We start from the raw sequence: 17323 nt of genomic DNA, 5'->3' as shown, positions 1-17323 counted from the left end.
GAAAAGAAAGCGCATGGAAGAGTAGAAAAGAGCGCTCCCAACTCCGCCCGGCAAAGGCGCCGGAAGGACAATCGGAAGCCCCGCTTCAACCTTAATCGCAGCACGCTGCATGTCGGATCGTCCCCGGGAAGGGCGGCGGCTTTAGGAAATCTGGTTTTTCTCCGCGCCAGTGAGCCGTCTTCCCCGGACGGTCAACACGGCCCGCCCGTCATGAAGTCCCCAGATTTCGTCCGCGAACTTCTCGGCCAGCTCCAGCCGGTGCAGCGCGACGACGATGATCATATTCTTGTCTTTTGCCTGCTGCTTAAGCATGCCCATGATGCTCTCCTGCGAATGCGGATCAAGTCCGGTAACGGGCTCGTCCGCCAGCAGCACCTCGGCGCCGTGCGCGATCGCCCGCGCGATCGCCACGCGCTGCCGTTCGCCGCCGCTCAGCTTCTCCGCCGGCTGGTGCGCCCTGTCGATCAAGCCCACGTTTTCCAGCGTTTCCATCGCGTCCATATAGTCGTCGCTTCGGACCATGCCCGTCATCCGGCGAAACCAGGACACCTGGCCGACCGCGCCGATAATGACGTTTTTAAGCGCCGTCTTTTTTTCGTACATGAGCGCCTTTTGCTCCAGATAAGCGATTTTGCGCTTCAGACGAAATCTGGCGAAGGCGCCGCCCGCAATCGCGTCCTTGCCGTCAATACGGAGCTCCCCGCTCGTCCAGGGCTCCTTGAGACCGAGGCAGCGCAGCAGCATCGATTTGCCGCTGCCGCTCGCGCCTACGACCGCATAGAGCTTGCCCGGTTCAAGGTGTCCATGGATGCCGTCGAGTACCTTTTTGCCTGTCGGCAGCTTGCGCGTGAGACCGATGATATGTATCATTCCCGTCCGATTGCCCCCTGACTATCATTCCTGCCTTTTTTCTAGTGTAATTCTTTACGGAACGGCTTTCCATACGAACAAACGTTTGGTATACTATAAACAAGAACATGTGTTCTATCGATTCCAGTCAAAGGTGGGATGATGGATGGAGAACTGCGAGCACCTCCGCTATTTGGAGCCTTCAAGGGGAACCCGGCCGTCACGAGATCTGACTTTCAAATTTTACGACAGCGGCCGTCTCGTGATCGTTGACAATGACAGCGGCAATACGATGAACCCCCGCGAGTTAAGCGGGGGCAGCTACGACTTTTATGTACGCCAGCGGCTCGCTTTTATCAAGCGCGACCTCAAGTCCAAGATCGAGAAGTACGCTTAAGGATGCCGGGGCTTTGCCCCGGCAAGCTTGCGCATTTGCGATTAAGGCAGGTTTTTATCGATTCCGTTCAAGCTGGGCGGCAGGCGGGACATTTTGTCCAGCTTCGTCGCCTGGCTTTTTCCGCGTCCTCCGGCCGTAATGCTCTTCGCTCCCGCTTTAGGTCCTTGATACGGCGGCATATCCGACTCACCTCCATAGGATGCTTCAATGATCGGGGCAGTGCCCCACTGCCCGATTAGGTTGCCCGCCCCGCGCATTTACAAACACCCGCCGGACAGACATAATAAATTCATGCCCGGCCGCACGAATGGCGAGCGGCCCGGCGCGGCAAGCTGACGAAGGAGCCACGGACATGAAGCAAAACATCCTGTTCGACCTGGACGACACGCTGATCCACTGCAACAAATATTTTCATTTCGTGCAAGAACAGTTCGCAGACCTGATGACCACCTGGTTCGCGCCGTTCGGACTGACCAAGCAGGCTGTTCTGGCCAAGCACAGCGAGATCGATATTGCCGGCGTGCAGATCGTCGGCTTCAAGAGCGAGCATTTTCCCCAATCCTTTGTCGACACGTACCGCTATTACAGCGCCCTGCACGGTCGCTCCGAATCCGCCGACGAGGAGACGCTCCTGTGGAAACTAGGAATTAGCGTATTCGAGCAAGAGACGGAGCCTTACCCGTTCATGAACGAGACGCTCGAATCGCTCGCGGCCGCAGGCCATCAGCTTCACTTATATACGGGCGGAGACCCGGATATCCAGAAGCGCAAGATCGAGGCCGCGGGCCTGGAACGCTATTTTCGCGACCGCATATATATTCGCCTGCACAAAAACGTCGAAGCGCTCAAAGAAATTTTACATTCGCGCAAGCTGCGGATCGATCGCACCTGGATGATCGGCAATTCGGTCCGCACGGACGTCCTGCCCGCGCTGTCATGCGGCCTTCATGCTATTTATTTAAAACAGGAACGCGAATGGGACTACAATGTGCTGCCGATCACAGGCGCCAAGCCTAGCGGGGCGTTTCTCACGCTGTCCTCGCTTGGACAGGTACCGTCCGCGATCGCATCGTTTTTGGCTCAAGGCTAAGGTAGGAGCTAAGATCAGCGCTAAGGACGAAGTCAAGTTTGGGGCTGCAGCGAGGGGACTCGCAATTAAGGTCCGACGATACGCCTGAAGCGGTCGAAGGCGGCGGCGTCCGCCCCGCCCGCGCGTGCGGCCAGATGATAAAAGCTGTAAGGGAATTTGAAGGCATGGCCGAAATCCCAGACGTCCCCGCTTCGATCCTTGTCCCAGAATTCGGACTCTGTCGGCAGCGAGGACGACGGCTGCGCCGGAGCGAGCGGCTCGCGGTCGACAGGCGAATGGAGCTTAACGGGTTCTCCTGGACGCAGATGCCGGCTTGCCCGCAGCGCATGGACCAGCTTGAATAGCGGCCCAAGCCCTCTCTCGAACAACGCCCGGTAACCGAGCTCCTCGAGCGTTACCAGCGCATGCGAAAAGGTCAGCATATGGCCGATCAGATCGTGATGGGCTTCCGCCTTGTAGATCGTCTCGAAGGCCGTCAGCTCTCGCAGGATGGCGCGCGACAGCGCTGCGCCGTCTTCGATGCCTGAGGGGCCGTCCTTTTCAGGCAGCGCCAGCACCTTGACCTCGGACGTTTTGTAGCCGATCCAGGAGCGTCCTGGAATCTTCCCTTTAAACGATCGGATCAGCTCCGCAATCTCTTTTACATCCTCCGGTTCGCCCCAGCCGTCCATTTCGCGAATGGCCTTTAAGCTCGCCGCCGCGTAGATCGCGTTATGACCGACCCAGTGCAAGCCGTCGATCGTCTCTTCCAGCGCCTTCGCAATCGCGCGTTCGCATTCGCTCGCACGGCGCAACGCCTTATTTCCCGACGCTGTCCGATCCGATCGAAAGCAGCCTGCCGGCCCTTCGATATGTTCCGACACCATCCGATCGGCTTGATCGGCGATTTTGCGCGCGACATCGGCTTCAAGCCGGTTCTCGGCGATAAAAAAATAAGCGGCGATCGCCGCCGCGCCAAAGTGCGCCTCCCATATATCGCCCGTCCGCCTGCGAGATGTCGCAATGACGGCCAGTCCATTCTCCAAAAGCGCGCGATCCGTCATAAAATTCCCGCCTCCTGCTGCTCCTTCTCCCCCTCTTGCTGCCGGCCAAGCGATTTCAGTTTGTCGTAAATCGCGCGTACGCCGTCGGACCATCGCGGGTCCTCCGCATAGGTCCGGTTCATCCAGGCGAACGGTTCCTCGCCTTCGGGAATGCCGGCCGCCAGCTTCGCCAGCAGCTTCGCCGCAATGCTCGACGAATCGCTGATATTCGTATTGTACGTCTCCCAGCTGTTAAAGACGTTAAACGGATTGTTCGCGATTTGCTTCGCCTTTTTGGCGGACTTCGGGACGAAGCCTTGCTCCTGTCCGGCCACCGCGAACAGAAGCAGCGGATCGATGCCATGCTGTCGGGCGCTCTCGACGATCGCTTCGAAATAAGGCCGCTCGGCCAGCAGCGAATCCCGGCCGGCAAGATAGGTCCTCACCGCCTCCGTATCGAACGGCGAATAGGCAAAAAGAGCCGAGGCAATGGCTTGATTAGAGGAAGGCTGCATGGCCGTACCGTCTGCGATGAAGTCGGAGCGCGGCGCTTCTGCTGCGCGATCGCTGCGCTGCATCGTCGCCAAGAGGATACCCGCAAGCGCAAGCAGCGTCATAGTCGCCAGAACAAGCGGCCGCAAGGCGGTTGGCGACAACCAGCCCGTTCTAGGCGTAGCGACGTCGTTGGCGGCTGTATCGGCGTGCGCAGCGTCGGCGCTCATGCCGCTTTTTACGTTTGGGTTCGCGTTGCCCCGGGAGGCGTTGATAGGTGAAGCGCTATCAAATGACGTTGCGCGAGAAATAAGCATTTCCGCTGGATCGGACCTCAGTACAAGCCCCTGCTCGGTACGATCGGCAATCCGATCCAGCGTCCATGCTTCGTCCGTCCAATCGTTTAACCATCCCAGCAAGCTGATCGCGTGCGCTTCATGCGCAAGCGCCAGATCGCCGCAGACGCGCAGCACGTCGGTCGGGTAAACATCCCGCTGCTCGCCAACGACGCAGGACGCCACCAGGCGGTCCGCAACGTCCGCCCGGAGCGCTTCCGGCCATTCGGGCAGCCGCTTGCGAATCGTACGCACGATCGCATCGGCGATTATCTCCGCCTGATTGGCGGCGGGCATCGGCGAATATTTGGTTCGAACGTAACGCCTGATGACCGAGACGTCTCCCGGCGTCAACAATGCAGCCCCTGCCATGATGCGCCTCTCCTCCTCCGCCCGATGCTTGTCTTTCGGATCCGACTACTGACTTCCATAGTTTAGCATAAGGCCGTGGCCTGAAAAAGCGCGCTCGCCTATGATCCATCCCCGGCCGCAAACTCAGCGCGAAGCCGCTGCGATCCGCGCTTGCATCTCTTCGCTGCGGATATAACGCTCGATCTGCTCCTTCTCGAACATCGTGAACTGGTATTCGCAATCGATTCCATCGTCGAGCGCTTCGATCTGGATCGGGTGTCCGGCATGCGTACATACGACAAGCGCCGTCAGATCGATGACGTCGTCCGGCAGCGGGGTTGCCGCATCGATGCCAAGCCGAAGTTCCGCATCGATCCACTGACCGTCGCGCCTGTCCACGCTTGCTTCGAATCCCGTAAACCTGAGCTCCTGCGGAATATCGTCGCCGTATCGAAACATCGTTTTTTCCTCCGTCCGCAATAAAGGGCCGTCACCCGGCGGCTTCGATTCGAAGCCGGCCCGGGTGCGACCCTGAACTTATAAATGGTCTGGCGCGTAAATCTTAAGGCAACATCGTCGAACCCATCAGATAGCGGTCGACTTCGCGGGCCGCCTCGCGGCCTTCGTTGATCGCCCATACGATAAGGCTCTGTCCGCGGCGCATGTCGCCGGCCGCGAACACCTTGTCAACGCTCGTCTTATACTTGCCGTAGGCGGCCTTTACGTTCGTTCTGCGGTCCGTCTCCAGGCCAAGCTGTTCGACGATCGTCGATTCCGGACCTTCGAAGCCGACGGCCACGAGAACGAGATCGGCCGGCCATACTTTCTCCGTGCCGGGAATCTCTTCGTAAACTTTGCGGCCCGACTCGTCGACATAGCGACGGATTTGCACGGTGTGCAGTTCCTTGACGTTGCCGTCTTCGTCGCCGACGAATTTTTTGGTCAGCACCGAGAATGCGCGAGGGTCTTCGCCGTACAGTACCTTCGCTTCTTCGTGCGCATAATCGAGCGTGTAAACGTTGGGATATTCCGGCCAAGGGTTGTTGATCTGGTCGCGCGTGAGCGGCGCCTTGGCATGCGTGCCGAACTGGGATACGCTAGTGCAGCCGTGACGCAACGCCGTTGCGACGCAGTCCGTTCCCGTATCGCCGCCCCCGATGACGATGACATGCTTGTCCTTGCCCGAAATATAATTGCCGTCTTCGAGGTTCGAGTCGAGATAGCTCTTGATCGTCCCGTTCAGGTAGTCCATCGCCTGATGGATGCCCTTGAGGTTCGCGCCTTCGACTGGACCGAGCCCGCGCGCCTTCGTCGCGCCGCCGCACAGGATGATCGAATCGTACTCTTCAGCCAGTTGCTTGGCGGAGATGTCCTTGCCGATCTCGGTGTTCGTGACGAACTGAATGCCCTCTTCAGCGAGCAGATCGACGCGGCGCTTAACGATATGCTTCTCGAGCTTCATCGTCGGGATGCCGTAGGTGAGCAGTCCGCCCGGACGGTCCGCGCGCTCGAATACCGTCACGCTGTGGCCGGCCTTGTTGAGCTGAGCTGCGGCGGCCAGACCTGCAGGTCCGGACCCGACGACGGCGACGCGTTTGCCCGTACGCTGCTTCGGAGGCTGGGGCACCACCCAGCCCTCTTCGAAGGCGCGGTCGATGATCGCTTGCTCGATCGACTTGATCGTCACCGGATCGCCGATGAGACCGACGGTACAGGATCCTTCGCAAGGCGCGGGACAGACGCGGCCCGTGAACTCGGGGAAGTTGTTTGTCTTGGCCAGTCGCTCGTAAGCCTCTCTCCACAGTCCGCGGTAGATGAGGTTGTTCCATTCAGGTATGAGGTTGTTGACCGGGCAACCCGATGCGCCGCCGGACAGTTCCATGCCGGTATGGCAGTATGGCGTGCCGCAGTCCATGCAGCGCGCACCTTGGGTGCGCAGCTGTTCTTCGGAGAACAGGCGGTGGAACTCGTTCCAGTCCTTGATCCGTTCAAGGGGGTCGCGATCGCTTGGCAGCTCGCGTTGATATTCCATAAATCCCGTAGGCGTCGACATCCCATTTCCTCCATCTGTCGGTAATTCGCGTGTCTGACCGGATATTGCCGCCGGGTCAGGGCACCGTTATATGATAGACCATCTTACCTGACGATCCGTGTCATCAGAATGGATTATCCCCTCTATTGTTTGCACTTTCCGCTGCGCGGCGCTCGTAGACGCACATATCGAAGGCGATCGGATTGCGTTCGTTGGCTTCTTGCGTCGCTTTAGATGCGATAATCCAGTCCGCGCGGTCGAAACTCGGAAATACGGCATCGCCTGCGACGTCCTCGGACAGCTCCGAAAGCAGCATCCGTCCCGCGTATGGCAGCAGCTGCGCGTAGACGTCGGCACCCCCGGCCACCATCAGCTCTTCATCGCCGTAGCGTTCGAGCGCTTCCTTCACGGAACGGACGATGACGCAGCCTTCGGGCGCCTCGGTCATCGATTTGGACAAAATGACGTTCGTCCGTCCGGCAAGCGGCTTCGGCAGCGATCGGAACGTCTTGCTCCCCATCAGTACGGGCTTTCCCATCGTCTGGGCCTTAAAATAGGCCATCTCGTCCTTCAGACGCCAAGGCAGGGCGTTATCCGCCCCGATGACGCCATTCTTCGCGACGGCGGCAATTAACGTGACGGACATGCGCCACCGCCTCCCTGCAATCGTTCATTTGTATAACTATCATAACATACGATGCTTCTCGTCGACTATCAGCCAAAAAACGACTGTTTTTCGACAATAGCCAGGATCGCGCATCATCGGCTTATATCGCTACGGGCGCTTTGATCGCCGGATGGTATTCGTAGCCCTCAAATGCAAAGTCTTCGAATTTGTAGTCGAAAATCGAGTCGGGCTTGCGCCGGATGACGAGCTTGGGCAGCGGCAGCGGCTCGCGGGAGAGCTGCAGCTTCACTTGCTCGAGATGATTGGCGTAAATATGGACGTCGCCGCCGGACCAGACGAATTCGCCGACTTCGAGACCGCATTGCTGCGCCACCATGTGAGTGAGTAGCGCGTACGAAGCGATATTAAACGGCAAGCCAAGGAACGTATCTACGGAACGCATCGTCAGCATGCACGAGAGTTTGCCCTCTGCCACGTAAAATTGAAAAACGAAGTGGCAAGGCGGAAGCTTCATCCGGTCGATCTCCGCGACGTTCCAGGCGCTGACGAGATGGCGGCGCGACTCGGGATTATGCTTGATGGACTCGACTACCTGCGCGATCTGGTCGATCGTGCGCCCGTCGGGCGTCTCCCAGGCGCGCCATTGCGAGCCGTAGACGGGACCGAGATCGCCGTTCTCGTCGGCCCACTCGTCCCAGATGGAGACGCCGTTCTCCTTGAGATAACGAATATTGGTGTCGCCGCTCAAAAACCACAGCAGCTCGTGTACGACGCTTTTCAAATGGATCCGCTTGGTCGTGACGAGGGGGAAGCCTTCCTGCAAATCGAACCTGAGCTGCCTGCCGAATACGCTGAGCGTACCGGTGCCCGTTCGGTCTCCTTTTTCCGTGCCGCGGTCCATAATATCCTGTAATAGGTCCAAGTAATTGCGCAAGAGACGTCTCACCTTTTCATTGTAGCGTTATTCCCGATTGTATCATTTGTCGCGTCCATCTGTCGACGAGTAGCGCTGGCCACGCCGCAGCTGACGCTGCTCGTAGCGGGCGAGGGCGCTCTCGTGAAGCAGCCGCTCCTCTTCGGTCTCGGGATAGACGCCGGGCACTGGCGCGGACTTGCCGTCCGCCCCGAGCCCCACGAACGTGCTGAAGGCAGTGACGGTCAGCCGCCGCTCGCCCGTGAACAAATCCTCCGCACGGACGACGCAGTAAATCTCCATGGAGCTGCGGTGCGTCCAGGTGACGCATGCTTCAAGCTCGAACGCCTCGCCTACTCGGATCGGCGACAAGAAGTCGAGGCTGTCCTGCGCGACCGTCACGACTGGCATATGGCAGTGCCGCATCGCCGCGATCGTCGCAATTTTATCGATATACTGCATAAGCGTGCCGCCGAACATCGTGCCATGGTAATTCGTATCGCCCGGGAACACCATTTCGGTCAGCACGGACCTGGATGCCGAGATCGGTTTGGGTGAAGCGGTCATCGTATGGATTTCCTCTTTTCTGCTGCCGTACGCGGTTATTAAAGCGTCGCCTCTTGCAGTCGTTGTTGTATCTCTTCATTATATCGCAAGCGCGCGCCGGACGCCCGGCGCATAAAAATAAGGCAGCCGCCAAGGGCTGCCTTATTTTCCGAAAAGCGAGTAGAGCATCGCGAGAAACGAATAGCGAACCTTTTTCCCGCGGATGCTTCCTTCCCTGAATTCATCTGCATTTACTGCTTCGTCCCGAAGCCCGAGCTCCCTGTATTCGGCCAGTTTTTCGAGCGTGTATTGAATGTCTAACATGCGGGTTCCTCCTCCGCTTTTCGCCTTGCCGCCAAGAGCGGCCGGCGTGCCTGGTTGATGTCTCCATTATGCGTTGTCCAAAAGAGGATAAAAAGCGTATAATGCAAGCAATGGATTTCCTCTTTTATCGGAACACGAACGAAAACATCAGGGAAGGAGCAGATTCGACTGCTGGCATCCGAACGGTATTTGACCCTATTCGAGCGTTTCGACGGCGGGCGCACGCTGGGCGAACCGATCGAGGCTACGCTCGAGGAACTCGCCGAGACGTTGTACTGCACGCCTCGCAACGCCAAACTGGTGCTTAAGAAGCTCGAGGAGGACGACCTGATCGCCTGGTTGCCCGGCCGTGGCCGCGGCAACCGCTCCCATATTGCATTCAAAGCGGACAAAGAGCCGTTCTTGTTCGATTTGGTTACCGCAAAGGCCGAACAAGGAGACTATCGCTTGTCGTTCGATCTGATCTCGAGCTTTGGCGCGGGCACGGAAGTCAAGGCACGGTTTATCGACTGGCTGAACGTGCGATTCGGTTATCAAAAGGAAACGGTAAGAGGGCGCATCGATTGCGATACGCTCCGGATTCCCGTCTACAGGCAAGTGCAAACGCTCGATCCCGGCTGCGCCAACTTTGCGTTCGACGGCCATTTGATGTACCACATCTTCGATCGGCTCGTCTCCTTTGACGAATCGCTCGGCCGGATCGTTCCGGGCATCGCGCATGCCTGGAGCTCCGATCCCGCCGGCACGGAATGGACTTTTTTTCTGCGTAAAGGCGTGCAATTTCACGATGGGCGCGAGCTGACGAGCGAGGACGTTGTTTTTACGTTTGAGCGGCTTCGGCAACCAGGCGTACCGAACAGCTGGATGATGCGCGCATTGGCGCGAATCGAGGCCCTAGGCAAGCGTACCGTGCGTTTTTCCCTTTCGCGGCCGAATCGCATTTTCGACCGGTTCCTGTGCGCTGCGGCCGCCTCCATTTTACCGCTCGACTTGTGCGGACTTGGCGAGTCGTACTGGCGTCTGCCGATCGGAACCGGCGCGTTCCGGCTTGTCACGCTATCCCCCCATCGGATCGAGCTCAGCGCCAACACGGCATACTACGCCGGGCGTCCGTTTCTTGATGTCGTGGATATCGTCATCATGCCCGAGGACTGCCGCGAGCGATCCACGATCGGGATGCCCTCGATTATGCGCGCGCCAAGCGGCGAGAACGAGGATGACGGTCTGGATCCCGTCATGGATTGGCAAGCGCTCGCGAGACTTTGCAACGGATGCACGATGATGACCTGGAATACGACCAAAGACGGCTGGCAGCAAAACGAAGCGTTCCGAAGAGCCGTCCGCCTGATGATCGATCCCGTGGCGATGCAGGCCGATCTTGGCGGCGAACGCGCGCTGCCCGCCTTCTGCATCCGCCCCGAGGACAGCCTGAAGTATATCGGGAAATCCGCCGGCGAGCCGCAGATCCGAGAAGCGCTCCGCGCTTCCGGCTACGACGGCAAGGCGCTTCGGCTTGTCGTGCACGAGAAATACGAGCTGGACGGAAAATGGATCGCGGCGCGGCTCGAACGATATGGCGTGCATGTCGATCTGTTCGCGGCCGATTGGGTGCAATCTGCGGACCCGGCAATTATCGCGAGCGGCGACTTCACGGTATCCGGCATCGTACTCGCCGAAGACGAAGTGTGCGAGATCGATCTGTATGAACATGAAGCTTGCATGACCAGCGCCTATTTGAATGCTTCACTCAAGAGTTGGATCGTCGAGCGGATCGATCGGGCGCTTGCCGCATTCAGCGCGGAGGAACGCCGCAGCCATATGCGGGAGATCGAAAACCGGCTTCGCGACGAATGTTATCTCGTATTTCTTCATCATCGCCGGCTGAGCACGCAAATGCATCCTTCCGTCAGAGGCGCCAGCTTTAGCCCGCAGGGCTGGATCGATTTTAAGCAGATCTGGCTGGAGAAAATCGTTTAAACGCCTATCAACGCAAAAAGAGGAAAGCGTCCGATAACTCTCGGCGCTTTCCTCTTTTATATGAAAAAGCTTATTTCTTAGGCGCGATCGTATGGATCGGGTGACCCATAGCAAGCTCTGCCGCATCCATCGTAATCTCGCCCAGCGTCGGGTGAGCGTGGATCGTCAGCGCGATGTCTTCGATCGTAGCGCCCATCTCGATCGCGAGACCCAGCTCGGCGATCATGTTGGACGCTTCGACGCCGGCGATCTGCGCGCCGACGACAAGGCCCGTGTCGACTTCGGAGATCAGCTTCAGGAAGCCGTCGGCGCCGCCCAGCGTAACCGCACGGCCGTTGCCGCCGAACGGGAACTTGCTGGACTTCACGTTCAGGCCTTTATCCTTCGCTTCCTTCTCGGTGTAACCGACGCTTGCGCATTCCGGATCGGAGAACGCGACGGCAGGGATGCACTTGTAGTCGACCTTGGAAGGCAGACCTGCGATTGCTTCGGCGGCTACCTTCGCTTCGTAGGAAGCTTTGTGCGCCAGTGCAGCGCCGGGCACGATGTCGCCGATCGCGAAAATGTGCTTGATGTTCGTACGGCATTGGTCGTCGACTTCGATCAGGCCGCGGTCGGTCGTCTTGATGCCGATCAGGTCGAGGCCCAGCTCGCCGTCGGTGTTCGGACGGCGGCCGACTGTGACGAGCAGGTAGTCCGCGGTGACGGTCTTCTGTTCGCCGCCGACTTCGTACGTCACGGTGACGTCCTTATCGGACTGCTCTGCGCCCTTGGCGAGCGCGCCGTTGACGATCTCGACCTTGTTCTTCTTAAGCTTCTTGACGACGAGGTTGCTCATGTCCTTGTCGAAACCAGGCATGATCGTATCCGCGCCCTCGAGGATCGTAACTTCGGTTCCGAACTTGGCGTACATCTGGCCGAGCTCGATGCCGATGTAGCCGCCGCCGATGATGACCAGGCTCTTCGGTACTTCAGGCAGCGACAGCGCTTCGGTCGACGACAGGATCCGTCCGCCGAACGGGAACGGCTTCAGCTCGATCGGGCGTGAGCCCGTCGCGATGATGCAGTTCTTGAAACGATAGCGAGGCGCTTCTTGGTCGTTGAACAGACGCGCTTCGTTTTCGTTGATGAACATGACTTCGCCCTGGAACATTTGAACCTTGTTTGCCTTGAGCAGCATCTCGACGCCGCTCGTCATCTTATTGACGACGGAGCTCTTGTACTCCTGCACCTTGCCGAAGTCGACCTTGACGTTCTCGGCGGACAGACCGTACTCCTCGGCATGCAGCATGGATTCGTAGTGATGCGCGGAGTTGATCAGCGCCTTGGAAGGGATACAGCCGACGTTCAGACAGACGCCGCCGAACTTGCCCTTGTCCGCGATGATGACCTTCTGGCCCAGTTGTGCCGCGCGGATGGCCGCGACGTATCCGCCGGGGCCTGCGCCGATTACTAATGTGTCGATGTCCAGAGAAGCGTCTCCTACTACCATCGATTACACCTCCATGACGAGCAGCTCAGGATCGCTAAGCAGCTGTTTAATGTAGTTAACGAATTGTTGCGCGGTAGCGCCGTCGACGATGCGGTGGTCGAAGCTCAGGCTGAGCGCCATGACCGAAGCGGGCACGATCTCGCCGTTTTTGATAACCGGCTTCTGATCGATGCGGCCTACGCCCAGGATCGCGGATTCAGGGAAGTTGATGACCGGCGTGAAGAACAGGCCGCCAGCCGAACCGATATTGGTAATCGAGATCGTGCTGCCTCTCAGCTCGCCAGCGCCCAGCTTGCCGTCGCGGCCGCGGGTCGCCAGATCCTTGATTTCCTTGGCGATATTCCAGATGTTCTTGCGGTCGGCGTCAAAGACGACCGGGACGAGCAGACCGTTGTCCGTGTCGGTGGCGATGCCGATGTTGTAGTACTTCTTAAAGACGATCTCGTTCGCGGCTTCGTCGATCATCGCGTTCATGACCGGGAACTCGCGTACGGCGGCGACGAGCGCCTTGACGATGAACGGCAGGTACGTCAGCTTGACGCCCTTCTTCTCCGCGAATGCCTTGGAACGGTTGCGCAGCGCGACGAGCGCGGTGACGTCCACTTCGTCCATCAGCGTGACGTGCGGCGCCGTATAAACGGACTTGACCATCGCGTTCGCGATCGCCTTGCGGATGCCCTTGAACGGTACGCGCTCTTCGACGCCCGGACCGGATTGCGCGGCGCGAGCGGCAGGCGCGGCAGCCGGAGTCGCAGCAGGCGCTGCGTCGGCGGATGCGGCTTCGCTCTTCGCGGGCGCTCCGCCTTCGGCAAAGCCGGCGACGTCCTCGCGGGTGATGCGGCCGTTCTTGCCGCTGCCGGACACGTCCGCGATGGCGACGCCCTTCTCGCGGGCAAACTTGCGCACGCTTGGCGTAGCCAGCACGAGCGCGGCGTCCTTGGCTGCAGGCGCAGGCGCTGCAGCTTCGGAAGGCTTGGCGCCTTCGGTTGCGGTATCTTGAGCCGGCGCCTGGGCTGGCTGACCCTTCAGGTCTGCGCCGCCTTGCGCGGAAGCGGCTTCGCCGCTGTGGCCGGAAGGCTCGGCGCCGTGGCCGCCGTCAGCCTGCTCGGGCAGCTCGCCTTCGGCATCGATGATGGCGACGACTTCGCCGACGCGCATCGTCTGCCCGTCTTTGCCGAACACTTCAAGCACCTTGCCGTTGACCGGGCAAGGCACTTCCATGATGGCTTTGTCGTTCTGGACTTCCATCAGAATATCTTCGTCGGTCACGGCTTGTCCGGCGGCGATGTGCATTTTGACGATCTCGCCTTCGTGCAGACCCTCGCCGAGCTCCGGGAACCGGTATTCAAATCTAGCCATGCGCTATCCCTCCTTCACTTTAGAACTGAAGCGTTTGGTTGGCGGCCTTCACGATGCGTGCAGGCGTCGGCAGCCAGGCGTCCTCGATCAGCGCGAACGGATAAACCGTATCCGGACCCGCGACGCGGAGCACAGGAGCCTCCAGGTGAAGAATCGCCTTTTCGTTGATTTGCGCGATGATCTCGGCGGCGGCGCCGGAGGTCTTCTGCGCTTCTTGGACGACGATCGCGCGGTTCGTCTTCTGGATGGAAGCGACGATCGTATCGATATCGAGCGGCACGAGCGTGCGCAAGTCGATAACTTCGGCGGACACGCCGTTTTTAGCGAGCTCGTCGGCTGCCTTGATCGCGGTGTGCACCATCAGGCCGTAGGCGATGATCGTAATATCCTTACCCTCGCGAACGATGTTCGCCTTGCCGAGCGGAACCGTGTACTCACCTTCGGGCACTTCGTCCTTGAACGCGCGGTACAGGTTAAGATGCTCCATGAAAAATACCGGATCGTTGTCGCGGATCGCGGAGATCATCAAGCCCTTGGCGTCTGCCGGATTCGAAGGCACGACAACCTTGATGCCCGGCGTCTGGATCGCCAGGCCTTCGAGCGAATCGGTGTGCAGCTCGGCCGCCTTGACGCCGCCGCCGAACGGCGTGCGGAAGACGATCGGCGCGTTGTAGCGGCCGCCGGAACGGTAACGCAAACGAGCGGCCTGCACGAACATTTGGTCGAGCGCCTCATATATAAAGCCTACGAATTGAATCTCGGCGATCGGGCGGAAGCCTTGCGTAGCAAGTCCGACCGCGAGGCCGCCGATCGCGGATTCGGCCAGCGGCGTATCGAATACGCGCTGCTCGCCGAACTCGGCTTGGAGACCCTCCGTCGCGCGGAAGACGCCGCCGACCTTGCCGACGTCTTCGCCGAAGAGCAGGACGCCCGGGTCGCGCTTCAGTTCGACGCGCAACGCGTCCTTGATCGCTTCAATCATGTTCATTTGCGCCATTGGAATTTGTTCTCTCCCATCTAGAGGATGACGGCCGCGAAAAAAGCGGCTGTACCGTATATATTGAACGGACCGGCATAAAGCGAGCCCGTACCGGGGGCGCCGGACGAAGTACCGTCCGCGCGCTTCCGCGGATATCTTTTATAACGTTTTAGAACTCGGCTTTTTGCTCTTCGAGATGCGGAGGCGTCGTCTCGAACATCGAGTCGATCAGCCCCGCGACCGTCATCTTCTCGGTCTGCTCGGCCTTCTTGATATGCTCGTTGACCGTAGCCTTGGCTTCTTCCTTGACGCGAGCCGTGTCCTCTTCCGACCACAGGCCCTTCGATTCAAGGTACTTGCCAAAGCGTACGAGCGGATCGCGAAGCGCCCACTCCTGCTCTTCTTCCTTCGTGCGGTACTTGGTCGCATCGTCGGACATCGAGTGCGGACGGAAACGATAAGTGACGGCTTCGATTAGCGTCGCGCCGCCGCCTTCGCGGGCGATCTCGGCAGCTTCCTGCACGGCGGAGATGACAGCCAATACGTCCATGCCGTCGATCTTCACGCCGCGGATGCCCGCTGCGAGCGCCTTGTGCGCGATCGACTGCGCAGCCGTCTGCTTGGCGAACGGCGTCGTGATCGCATAGCCGTTATTTTGCACGAAGTAAATGACCGGCAGCTTGAACGAGCCGGCAAAGTTCATGCCCTCGTAGAAGTCGCCTTCGGAGGAGCCGCCGTCGCCGGTGTAAGTAATGGCAACGCGCTTTTCGTTCTTGAGCTTGAAGCCCATCGCGACGCCCGTCGCGTGCAAAATCTGCGCGCCGATGATGATCTGCGGCATCAGCACGTTGACGCCTTCCGGAATCTGGCCGCCGTGCTGGTGGCCGCGGGAGTACAGGAACGCCTGATACAGCGGCAAGCCGTGCCAGACGAGCTGCGGCATGTCGCGGTAGCCCGGGCATACGAAGTCTTCCTTGGTCAGCGCGTATTCGCTGCCGACCATCGTACCTTCCTGGCCGGATACCGGCGCATAGAAGCCCAGGCGTCCTTGACGGCCCAGGTTAACCGCGCGGTCGTCCCAAGTACGGGTAAATACCATGCGGTACATAATTTCCTTTAATTGCTCGTCGGTCAGGTTAGGCATTGCTGCCGCATTGACGACTTCGCCTTCGGGGGACAATACCTGAAGCGGCGTGACGTCTTCCGAATGCACGATATGTGCTGCTTGCTGCTCCGGCTTGGCCGGTGCGTCCAAAGAACCTTTGCTCATTGTTACATCTCCTCGTCATGAATTGTGGAAGAGGGGTTTCTGTTATAGAATTATTATATAGCTGCCCTAGTGGTTTGGTCAAAGCAAAAAAGGCATATTTATTGAATTCTTCACGCTTGAAAGCGCACAATGTTTCTAGTACAGTTTCAATTTTATTGTATAACACATTAATACAAATCCCGATCCGCCGTCCTTAAAATGGCAGGCGCGGCAACGAACATTCCTATGTTTTGCCCATGCCGGGGCGCCGTCATACCCGAATCGCGTACAAGAAAGGAACGATGTCCAATGTCAGAGTCGCCCGTCCGCAGAACCGTCGTCAAACATGTAGTTCCCAGCAATTACCTGCAAGCCGGCGAACGCGCAGTCCGTTTCTATTTACCCCCAGGGTACCAGGAGTGGCTCAGCTATCCGGTTATTTATTGCCAGGACGGCGAAGATTTTTTCAATTTCGGCAGAATCGCCACCATCTCCCATGGACTCATACTCGAGGAGAGCTGGGAACCGTTCATCATCGCGGCCGTCGACGTCGATAAATCGGTCCGGACCGAGGAGTATTTGCCGGGCAGCGGACGGCATGAAGCCTACTTGAACTTTTGGGCGCACGAGCTCGTTCCTTTCGTTGAGAATACGTTCGCCGCCCGCTCCTCCGCAGACGCGCGACTGCTTGCCGGCGACTCGCTCGGAGCGACCGTCTCGATGTCGATCGCCCTGCGGCGCCCTGATTTGTTTAACCGCCTTCTGTCTTTGTCCGGCGCGTATTACGGCGCTTCGATTGCACAGATGAAGGAAGCCGACGATTTGTCCTGGCTGTCCGCCTGGATGACCGTCGGCCTGCAGGAGACCGCCTATGAGACCGAACGCGGCGTACACAACTTCGTCGAACTGAACCGCGCGGCGAAGCGAATCCTCGAAGACAAGGGCGCTTACGTCGATTACCGGGAAAAAGACGGCGAGCATAAGTGGGGCTTTTGGCAGAAGGAGCTCCCGGAGGCGCTGGGCGCGTTCCTCGGGCCGAAGGCGCATATGTAACAAAAAGGCAGTCGTTGAAGTCATGGATCACATGACTTCAACGACTGCCTTTTTTGAATACACATTTGTGTTGAAATGGGCTTTATCCTCCACTTTAATTTATTTTAATTTTTTTCCATTTCTGTATTGACTCGTTTTTTTTCTCGTGATAAATTCTCTTCGTTACAATTTACCTTTTTTTATATATTTCAAGTAATTATTTCAAACACAAGGAGGTGCCATTGCATTACGATCA

General features: G+C 58.6%; 18 protein-coding genes. 4 read left to right on the top strand and 14 right to left on the bottom strand.

All coding sequences use genetic code 11. The features are described 5' to 3' along the window. Positions 1-141: 141 nt before the first annotated feature. On the bottom strand, positions 142-870 hold the full coding sequence (locus tag ACFOTD_RS24415; protein ID WP_378122553.1) for a phosphonate ABC transporter ATP-binding protein: 729 nt from the start codon (positions 868-870) through the stop codon (positions 142-144). Between the two features lie 145 nt (positions 871-1015). On the opposite strand from ACFOTD_RS24415, the gene ACFOTD_RS24410 reads away from it, so the two are divergent. After that, positions 1016-1246, top strand: a complete 231-nt coding sequence (locus ACFOTD_RS24410) for a hypothetical protein (protein WP_378122551.1) — start codon at positions 1016-1018, stop codon at positions 1244-1246. A 41-nt stretch (positions 1247-1287) separates the two neighbouring features. Here ACFOTD_RS24410 and ACFOTD_RS24405 read toward each other — a convergent pair whose 3' ends face one another. Then, positions 1288-1425 (bottom strand): hypothetical protein, encoded by a 138-nt coding sequence (locus ACFOTD_RS24405; protein ID WP_177244219.1) that lies wholly within the window; start codon positions 1423-1425, stop codon positions 1288-1290. Between the two features lie 173 nt (positions 1426-1598). On the opposite strand from ACFOTD_RS24405, the gene ACFOTD_RS24400 reads away from it, so the two are divergent. Then, positions 1599-2336: an HAD family hydrolase gene (locus ACFOTD_RS24400; RefSeq protein WP_378122550.1), complete on the top strand. Its 738-nt coding sequence runs from the start codon at positions 1599-1601 to the stop codon at positions 2334-2336. 65 nt (positions 2337-2401) lie between these two features. On the opposite strand, the gene ACFOTD_RS24395 is transcribed toward ACFOTD_RS24400, so the two are convergent. From ACFOTD_RS24395 to ACFOTD_RS24360, 8 genes are all read right to left on the bottom strand, one after another. Further along, entirely contained in the window at positions 2402-3379 is a 978-nt protein-coding gene (locus ACFOTD_RS24395) for a hypothetical protein (protein WP_378122549.1), read from the bottom strand. Further along, a complete protein-coding gene (locus tag ACFOTD_RS24390; protein ID WP_378122548.1) occupies positions 3376-4557 on the bottom strand; it encodes a lysozyme family protein in 1182 nt (393 codons plus the stop codon). The genes ACFOTD_RS24395 and ACFOTD_RS24390 overlap by 4 nt, the downstream gene beginning before the upstream one ends. A 123-nt stretch (positions 4558-4680) precedes the next feature. Beyond that, on the bottom strand, positions 4681-4995 hold the full coding sequence (locus tag ACFOTD_RS24385) for a hypothetical protein (RefSeq protein WP_378122547.1): 315 nt from the start codon (positions 4993-4995) through the stop codon (positions 4681-4683). A 103-nt stretch (positions 4996-5098) separates the two neighbouring features. Beyond that, positions 5099-6589: a glutamate synthase subunit beta gene (locus ACFOTD_RS24380; RefSeq protein WP_378122546.1), complete on the bottom strand. Its 1491-nt coding sequence runs from the start codon at positions 6587-6589 to the stop codon at positions 5099-5101. Positions 6590-6692: 103 nt separating this feature from the next. Beyond that, positions 6693-7214 carry a dihydrofolate reductase gene (locus ACFOTD_RS24375; protein ID WP_378122545.1) on the bottom strand — a complete coding sequence of 174 codons (522 nt, stop codon included), beginning with the start codon at positions 7212-7214 and terminating at the stop codon, positions 6693-6695. Positions 7215-7335: 121 nt separating this feature from the next. Beyond that, the gene (gene thyA / locus ACFOTD_RS24370; protein ID WP_378122544.1) at positions 7336-8130 is read right to left on the bottom strand and encodes a thymidylate synthase; all 795 of its coding nucleotides are present in this window, start codon (positions 8128-8130) and stop codon (positions 7336-7338) included. A 42-nt stretch (positions 8131-8172) separates the two neighbouring features. Continuing rightward, the gene (locus ACFOTD_RS24365; RefSeq protein WP_378122543.1) at positions 8173-8676 is read right to left on the bottom strand and encodes an acyl-CoA thioesterase; all 504 of its coding nucleotides are present in this window, start codon (positions 8674-8676) and stop codon (positions 8173-8175) included. 141 nt (positions 8677-8817) lie between these two features. Then, positions 8818-8979, bottom strand: coding sequence for a hypothetical protein (locus ACFOTD_RS24360; RefSeq protein WP_378122542.1), 162 nt, complete (start codon positions 8977-8979; stop codon positions 8818-8820). 189 nt (positions 8980-9168) lie between these two features. Between ACFOTD_RS24360 and ACFOTD_RS24355 the strand changes: the two genes are divergently transcribed. Continuing rightward, entirely contained in the window at positions 9169-10956 is a 1788-nt protein-coding gene (locus tag ACFOTD_RS24355) for an SgrR family transcriptional regulator (RefSeq protein WP_378122541.1), read from the top strand. Positions 10957-11026: 70 nt separating this feature from the next. Here ACFOTD_RS24355 and lpdA read toward each other — a convergent pair whose 3' ends face one another. The 4 genes from lpdA to pdhA all read right to left on the bottom strand — a co-directional run bounded on the left by lpdA (position 11027) and on the right by pdhA (position 16056). After that, complete coding sequence (gene lpdA / locus ACFOTD_RS24350) at positions 11027-12448, bottom strand: dihydrolipoyl dehydrogenase (RefSeq protein ID WP_378122540.1); 1422 nt, start codon at positions 12446-12448, stop codon at positions 11027-11029. 3 nt (positions 12449-12451) lie between these two features. Further along, on the bottom strand, positions 12452-13807 hold the full coding sequence (locus ACFOTD_RS24345) for a dihydrolipoamide acetyltransferase family protein (protein ID WP_378122539.1): 1356 nt from the start codon (positions 13805-13807) through the stop codon (positions 12452-12454). A gap of 19 nt (positions 13808-13826) precedes the next feature. Further along, positions 13827-14804 (bottom strand): alpha-ketoacid dehydrogenase subunit beta, encoded by a 978-nt coding sequence (locus tag ACFOTD_RS24340; RefSeq protein WP_378122538.1) that lies wholly within the window; start codon positions 14802-14804, stop codon positions 13827-13829. A gap of 151 nt (positions 14805-14955) precedes the next feature. Then, a complete protein-coding gene (pdhA, locus tag ACFOTD_RS24335) occupies positions 14956-16056 on the bottom strand; it encodes a pyruvate dehydrogenase (acetyl-transferring) E1 component subunit alpha (protein ID WP_378122537.1) in 1101 nt (366 codons plus the stop codon). 288 nt (positions 16057-16344) lie between these two features. Between pdhA and ACFOTD_RS24330 the strand changes: the two genes are divergently transcribed. Then, positions 16345-17088 carry an alpha/beta hydrolase gene (locus ACFOTD_RS24330; RefSeq protein WP_378122536.1) on the top strand — a complete coding sequence of 248 codons (744 nt, stop codon included), beginning with the start codon at positions 16345-16347 and terminating at the stop codon, positions 17086-17088. The last annotated feature ends 235 nt before the right edge of the window (positions 17089-17323 follow it).

Origin of the sequence: Cohnella sp. GCM10012308 (assembly GCF_042649185.1) — a bacterium.
Lineage (GTDB): Bacteria > Bacillota > Bacilli > Paenibacillales > Paenibacillaceae > Cohnella.
Note: the sequence above shows the minus strand (reverse complement) of the source record. Positions and strands in the feature narration are given on the sequence as shown.